The 6,403-nt window shown below is 76.3% G+C and carries 5 protein-coding genes; 3 read left to right on the top strand and 2 right to left on the bottom strand.

Annotated features, from left to right (window positions below):
• The first annotated feature begins 324 nt into the window (after positions 1 to 324).
• From CCN29_RS32390 to CCN29_RS32380, 3 genes are read left to right on the top strand one after another with little or no spacing between them, the layout of a single operon-like run.
• Positions 325 to 1,395 (top strand): type III polyketide synthase, encoded by a 1,071-nt coding sequence (locus tag CCN29_RS32390; protein WP_039986659.1) that lies wholly within the window; start codon positions 325 to 327, stop codon positions 1,393 to 1,395.
• Between the two features lie 10 nt (positions 1,396 to 1,405).
• On the top strand, positions 1,406 to 1,921 hold the full coding sequence (locus CCN29_RS32385; protein ID WP_006130937.1) for an isoprenylcysteine carboxyl methyltransferase family protein: 516 nt from the start codon (positions 1,406 to 1,408) through the stop codon (positions 1,919 to 1,921).
• Complete coding sequence (locus CCN29_RS32380; protein WP_006130936.1) at positions 1,918 to 2,946, top strand: NAD(P)/FAD-dependent oxidoreductase; 1,029 nt, start codon at positions 1,918 to 1,920, stop codon at positions 2,944 to 2,946. The genes CCN29_RS32385 and CCN29_RS32380 overlap by 4 nt, the downstream gene beginning before the upstream one ends.
• Positions 2,947 to 2,976: 30 nt before the next feature.
• Here the strand turns inward: CCN29_RS32380 and CCN29_RS32375 are convergent, their stop codons facing one another.
• Entirely contained in the window at positions 2,977 to 5,046 is a 2,070-nt protein-coding gene (locus CCN29_RS32375; protein ID WP_086686089.1) for a SpoIIE family protein phosphatase, read from the bottom strand.
• Positions 5,047 to 5,174: 128 nt separating this feature from the next.
• Entirely contained in the window at positions 5,175 to 5,987 is an 813-nt protein-coding gene (locus tag CCN29_RS32370) for an alpha/beta fold hydrolase (protein WP_086686087.1), read from the bottom strand.
• Between the last annotated feature and the right edge of the window lie 416 nt (positions 5,988 to 6,403).

The raw sequence follows: 6,403 nt of genomic DNA, 5'->3' as shown, positions 1-6,403 counted from the left end.
GCCGCGCCCACCGCCGCCGCCCCCGCGGGACCGTGCCCCGCCGCCACCGCCAGCGCGGTCACGAACGCCGTGACGGCCAGCGCCGGCTCGGGGTGGCAGCAGCGCAGCAGGGCCGGGAGACGGCGCAGCGGCGTACGCGGAAGAACCCCGGACGGGTGGTGGGACACGCGTGCAAGGTAGCCGGACGGCTCCGGCGAGGAAGTCATTACGGACATGCGTGTCCCCCTCATCGCCGAACCGGCCGCCGAACCGGTCACCGAACGGGCCGTCGAACAGGCCACCGAACCGGCGCCCGCCGCCCCTCCGCCCCCGGACACGGCGCCGGTGACCACCGTCGCCGCCGTGCACACCGCGCTGCCGCCGCACCGCTACCCCCAGGACCGGCTCACCGAGCCCATCGGCGACCTGTGCCTGCCCCCGGGCGCCGACCGCGCCGTGCTCCGCCGTCTGCACGCGTCCTCCGGCGTGCGCACCCGCCATCTCGCCCTGCCCATCGAGCGCTACGCCGCACTGCGCGGCTTCCGCGAGAGCAACGAGGCGTGGCTGACGGCGGGCCTGGACCTCGCCGGACGGGCCCTCACCACCGCGCTGGACCAGGCCGGGCTCGCCCCGGCCGACGTCGACCTGCTGGTGTGCGCCTCCATCACCGGCGTCGCCGCCCCGTCCCTCGACGCCCGGCTGGCCGGACGCGTCGGTCTGCGGCCGGACGTCAAGCGGCTGCCGGTGTTCGGGCTGGGCTGCGCGGCGGGCGCCGCGGGCCTCGCCCGCGTCCACGACTACCTGCGTGGACACCCCGGCGAAACCGCCGTGCTGCTCACCGTCGAACTGTGCTCGCTCACCCTGCAGAAGGGCGACGACTCCCGCGCCAACCTGGTCGCCGGCGCCCTCTTCGGCGACGGAGCGGCGGCCCTCGTCGCCCGCGCCGCCACCGGTACGGAAGCGCAACCGGCGGCGCCCCCCGGGCCCGCCGTGGTCGCCACCCGCAGCCACCTCTACCCGGACACCGGGCACCTCCTCGGCTGGGACGTCGGCGCCGGCGGCTTCCGCGTCGTGATCGACCCCGGCGTGCCCGCCCTGGTCCGCCGCCACCTGGGCGCCCAGGTGCGCGGCTTCCTCGCCGAACACGGCCTGGACACCGGGGACATCGGCGCCTGGGTGTGCCACCCCGGCGGCCCCAAGGTGCTGGAGGCCGTGGCCGACGCGCTCGCCCTGCCCGACGACGCCCTCACCGCGTCCCGGCGGTCGCTCGCCGCCGTCGGCAACCTGTCCTCCGCCTCGGTCCTGCACATCCTCCAGCGCTTCACGGAGGCCCACCGGCCCGCCCCGGGCACCTGGGGACTGGTGCTGGCGATGGGTCCGGGGTTCGCGTCCGAACTCGTCCTGCTGCGCTGGTGAGGTGGCCGCCATGACCTGGTACACGCTGCTCGTCCTCGCCGTGGCCGTCGAACGCCTCGCCGAACTCGTCGTGGCCCGCCGCAACGCCGCGTGGACCCGCGCACGGGACGGGGTGGAGCACGGCCGCGGCCACTACCCGGTGATGGTCGTACTGCACACCGGCCTGCTCGCGGGCTGCCTGCTCGAACCCCTCCTGGCCCACCGTCCGTTCGTCCCCGCCCTCGGCGTGCCCGCGCTGGCGCTCGCCCTGCTCGCCCAGGCCCTGCGCTGGTGGTGCGTCGCCACGCTCGGCCCCTACTGGAACACCCGCGTCATCGTCGTCCCCGGCGTCCGCCTGGTCGGCGGCGGCCCTTACCGCTTCCTGCGCCACCCCAACTACGTCGCCGTCGTCGTCGAGGGCGTCGCCCTGCCCCTGGTCCACTCGGCGTGGCTCACGGCGACCGTGTTCACCCTGGCCAACGCGGTGCTGCTGACCGTGCGCGTCCGCTGCGAGAACGCCGCCCTCACCCGCGCGGTGCCCGCGTGAGACGCCCCGACCTCCTCGTCGTCGGCGGCGGTCCCGCGGGCCTCGCCACCGCCCTGCACGCCGCCCGCGCCGGCCTGGACACCGTCGTCGCGGAACCCCGCCCCGCCCCGGTCGACAAGGCGTGCGGCGAAGGCCTGATGCCCGGCGCCGTCCGCGCCCTCACCGCCCTCGGCCTGCACGCACCCGGCCACCCCCTCACCGGCATCCGCTACGTCCAGGGACCCAGCCAGGCCGAGGCCGCGTTCCGCCGCGGGCAGGGCCTCGGCGTCCGCCGCACCGACCTGCACACCGTCCTGCACCGGGCGGTCCTCGACGCGGGCGTGCCCGTCCTCCCGCTGCGGGTGGACGGTGTACGGCAGGACGCGGACGGCGTGAGCGTCCCCGGCGCGGGCCTGCGCGCCCGGTGGCTCGTCGCCGCCGACGGCCTCCACTCACCCGTGCGCCGCTCCCTCGGCCTGGACCGCCCGGCCCGGACCCCGCCCCGCTACGGACTGCGCCGCCACTACGCCGTGCCGCCCTGGACGTCGCACGTCGAGGTGCACTGGGGACCGGACGCGGAGGCGTACGTCACCCCGCTCGGCCCCCGCCTGGTCGGCGTGGCCCTGCTGACCTCCCGGCGGGCGCCCTACGACACGCAGCTGGCCGGCTTCCCCGAGCTGGCCGCCCGCCTCCCGCCCGACACGGCCGTCACCCCGGTCCGCGGCGCGGGCCCCCTGCGCCGGCGCTCCCGCACCCGCGTGCACGGCCGGGTCCTGTTCGTCGGCGACGCGGCCGGATACGTCGACGCGCTGACCGGTGAGGGCGTCTGCCTCGCCCTCGACGGCGCCCGCGCCCTCGTCGCCAACCTCCGCCGGGGCACGCCCGCCCGCTACGCCACCGACTGGGCCCGCGCCACGCGCCGCCACCGCGTCCTGACCGAACTGCTGGTCAGGGCGCGCCAGAGGCCCGCGCTCGCCCCGCACATCGTGCCCGTGGCCGCGCGTCTGCCCCGGCTGTTCGCGGCGGCGGTCGACGCCCTCGGATGAGCCGGCGGACGGTCACCCCGAGGCGGGCGCTCACCCGCCGCCCGGAGTGGGGCTCAGGAGCAGCAGGGCGATGTCGTCGCCGGGCGCCGGGGCGTGCCGGACGAGCGTGTCGGCCATGGCCTCCAGGTCGTCCGGGTCGGAGTGCTCCACCAGCCCGGCCAGCGCCGCCGTCGCGTCGTCCGGGTCGACGCCCGGCGCCTCGACGAGCCCGTCGGTGTAGAAGACCAGCACGCAGCCGGGCGGCAGGGCGCACTCCAGCGACGGGTAGCGGGCCGTCGGGTCGATGCCGAGCAGCAGGCCCGGCGGGATGTCCAGCAGCTCGGTGCGCCCGTCGCTGTGCCGTATCAGGGGCGGCGGATGCCCCGCGGTGGCCAGGCAGGCCCGGCCGCGGCCGAGGTCCAGGTGCGCGTAGAGGCAGCTGGTGAACAGGCCGGGGTCCAGGTCGGTGAGGAGCCGGTTGGTGCCGCCGAGGACGTGGTCCGGGGGAGCGCCGACGGTGGCGTGGGCGTGCACGGCGGTGCGGACCTGCCCCATGAGCGCCGCCGCGTCCACGTTGTGCCCCTGCACGTCCCCGATGGCCGCCGCCACGGTGTTCTCGTCGAGGCGGATCAGGTCGTAGAAGTCGCCGCCGATGCCCAGGCCACGGGCGGCCGGCAGATAGCGGGCGACGACCCGCAGCCCCGGGACGGAGGGCAGGCCGTGGGGAAGCAGCGCCGACTGGAGCCGGTGGGCGAGGCGGTCCTTGCTGTCGTACAGCCGGGCCCGGTCGAGGGCCTGGCCGACGAGCCCGGCCAGCGAGGTGAGGACGGCGCGTTCGCTGGGCGGGAAGGCGCGCGGCCGGTCGTAGGAGAGCAGCACGGAACCGATCGGGCGGCTGGAGGCGATCAGCGGCAGGACCGCCCAGGCGGCCATCCCGTCCTCGTGCGTCATCTTCGGGTACGCGGCCACCATCTGCCGGAAGCTCGGGAAGAAGCCCGCCTCGCCCGTGGCCAGCACCGCCGCCCCCGGGATGTCCCGGCTCAGCGGCGCGCCGTCGAACCGGCCGAGCAGCTCGGTGCTGTAACCGCGGTGGCCGAGAATTCTCAGCCGGCCGTCCTCCGAGGTCATCAGCACCATGCCCTGGGCGCCGAGCGCGGGCAGCAGCTGCTGGGCGGTCTGGTCGACCACGTCCTGCACCCCGACGGCCTCGGTCAGCGTGGTCGCCAGGTGCATCAGGTGGTACAGCACCGTGGCCCGGCCGGGGCCGTGCGCCGTCTCCGAGAGCGGGTCCGGCTCCCGGCCGTCGGCGGCGCGGTCGATGCGCACGCTGATGCCCGAGGGATCCGGATACAACTCGAACGACAGCCAGGTGTCGGGCGGGCGCACCACCCGGAACGTCTGCGGGGTACGGCTGATCAGCGCCGCGCGGTAGCGGTCCTCGACATGGGGGACGTCCATCCACGGCAGCGCCTCCCACGGCAGGGAGCCCAGCAGCCGCTCCGGTGCGGCGTCCACGAGTTCGGCGGCGGCCGGGGTGACGAGGGTGATCCGGCCGTTCAGGTTCAGGCCGACGTACCCGCCGGGCAGCCGGTCGAGGAGCGCCGTGCCCGCCCACGCCTCCTCGGCCGTGGGCGTGCGTCCCGGTTCCGGCGGCAGGACGCGCGGCCGGCCGGGGGAGACGACCGGCTCACCGCGCCGGGCGGCCTGCTCGATGAGATGGCCGAGGCGCCGGGAACCCGCCCGGAGGGCGTCGTGCTCCACGCGGCTGAGCTGCGGCGGGTGCCCGCTGGGCCAGAACAGCACCAGTCCGCCCCGCACCCCGGAGTCCGACGCGACCGGCACGGCCGCCAGCGCGAAGTCGTACGGGAGCACCACCGCCGGCCGGGGATAGCGGCGCGCCATCTCCACCTGGCCGCTCACCCACACCAGGCGCTCCTCGCGCACCGCGTCGGCCACCGGCATCGGATCGCCCGGCGCCACCCTGCTCCATGGGGCGGCCACCTCACGCGGGACGCCCGACACATGGGACAGCCACAGGGCCTCGCGGTCGGGGGTGAGGATGTAGAGCAGGGCGCCGGACGCGCCGGTCGCGCGCACGACGGCGGCCACGGCGGTGTCCATCAGTCACCCGCCCGTTCCGGCGGGGCGAGTGCCGCTCGCTCACCCGGATGCGCCCGCGGTGCTCCCATATCGGGACAGTACGCCGAAACCGTACCGGAGGCATCCAGCACCCCGGCGGCCGGAGCGGGTCAGGCGGTGGCGCCCCGACCGGGTGTCGCCGGGGTCCGGGCGCGCAGCACCGGCATCGTCGTCTCGACCTCGCCGCCCGCGAGATGCTCGAGGATCATCCGGTTGACCTCGGCGGGCTTCTCCAGCGGGACCAGGTGGGACGCGCCCGGGACGACCGCCAGCCGGGCGTCGGGCAGCGCGCGGTAGAGGTCCGCGGTGTGCTCCAGGGTCATCAGGTCGTCGTCGCCGGTCATGACGAGCGCGGGGGCCCGCACCGCGGCCAGGTCCCCGGCATCGAGCGCCGGCTGGGTGCGCCACATGTCGATCATCCGCGTCGCCACGGCCGGCCAGTGCTCCGGCCCGTCCGGGCTGACGGCGGCGTACAGCTCACGGAAGAAGGCCATGTCGTCGCTGTCCGGGGTCATCGCGTCGAGCATCTCCGGCGCCACGAACGCCTCCGCCGCGGGCCGGAAGTTCACCCCGATCAGCACCAGCCGGCGGACCAGGTCCGGCCGGGCCAGGGCGGTCAGCAGCGCCACGACGCCGCCGTCGCTCCAGCCGGCCAGATGGGCCGGTCCGCCCACCACGGACTCCAGGTACGCCACCGTGTCGCCGGCCATGTCGGTGTACGTGAGCGGCCCCCCGACGTCCGGGGTGTGTCCGTGTGCCCGCCGCTCCGGCAGGTGCAGACGGTAGGCGGCGGCGAGGTCGGGCCGCTGCGCGCCCCAGGTGTCGTTGGTGCAGAAGCCGCCGTGCAGCAGCACCAGCGGATCGCCGGACCCCTCGGTCTCGTACCAGGTCCTGACCCCGGGCAGGTTCGCGTAGTCGCCCATGCCTTCCGGCCCTCTCCGGGACGGCCGCCGCCCCCGGCCAGTCTCCGGCAGCCCCCGCAGGGCCGCAACGCGATCCCTCACGGCTCGCCCCGTATGCGCCCCCGGCACTTTGTCCCAGCGGAGGAAGAAGACGCGGGATGTCGTGCGAAAGGGGTTACGCGTTCGCGTCGCTGCCGCTAACTTCCTTGCTGCACACCGGTCTTGAGGCCCACGGGCCGACCGGCCGATGCTCCACGGCGCGACGGCGCGCGCCTGTGCTCTGTCACGGCGGACCCCTGCCCGGGGCCCGCCGCCACCCCCCATGCCCTGGAGAGCAACGTGCGCACGAGACCGCTCGGACACAGACGTGTCCGCACCCTGCTGACCGCCCTGACCTGCGCCGCCGCCCTGGCCCTTCCCCTGGGCCCTACGGCGGC

The sequence above is a fragment of the Streptomyces pseudogriseolus genome (genome assembly GCA_002154585.1).
GTDB classification, from domain to species: Bacteria; Actinomycetota; Actinomycetes; order Streptomycetales; family Streptomycetaceae; genus Streptomyces; species Streptomyces pseudogriseolus.
The sequence above is the reverse complement of the archived record's forward strand: the minus strand, read 5'-3'. Positions and strand labels throughout refer to the sequence as shown.